At 55.7% G+C, this 212-nt stretch carries 2 tRNA genes; both read right to left on the bottom strand.

Features of this window, described 5'->3' with window-relative positions:
- Position 1: 1 nt before the first annotated feature.
- Positions 2-78, bottom strand: a tRNA-Arg gene (locus ACVA58_RS28835).
- A 53-nt stretch (positions 79-131) separates the two neighbouring features.
- Positions 132-208: transfer RNA gene (locus tag ACVA58_RS28830), tRNA-Arg, on the bottom strand.
- Between the last annotated feature and the right edge of the window lie 4 nt (positions 209-212).

Below are 212 nucleotides of genomic sequence, written 5' to 3'. Positions count from 1 at the left end.
ATGGCGCGCTCGGGAGGATTCGAACCTCCGACCGCCTGGTTCGTAGCCAGGTACTCTATCCAGCTGAGCTACGAGCGCACACTTAATTCGGTTTTATATAGTACCGCCTTTCGGCAATACGTTGTAAATAATGGCGCGCTCGGGAGGATTCGAACCTCCGACCGCCTGGTTCGTAGCCAGGTACTCTATCCAGCTGAGCTACGAGCGCGCAA

This window comes from Photobacterium sp. DNB22_13_2 (genome assembly GCF_052873915.1).
The sequence above is the reverse complement of the archived record's forward strand: the minus strand, read 5'-3'. Positions and strand labels throughout refer to the sequence as shown.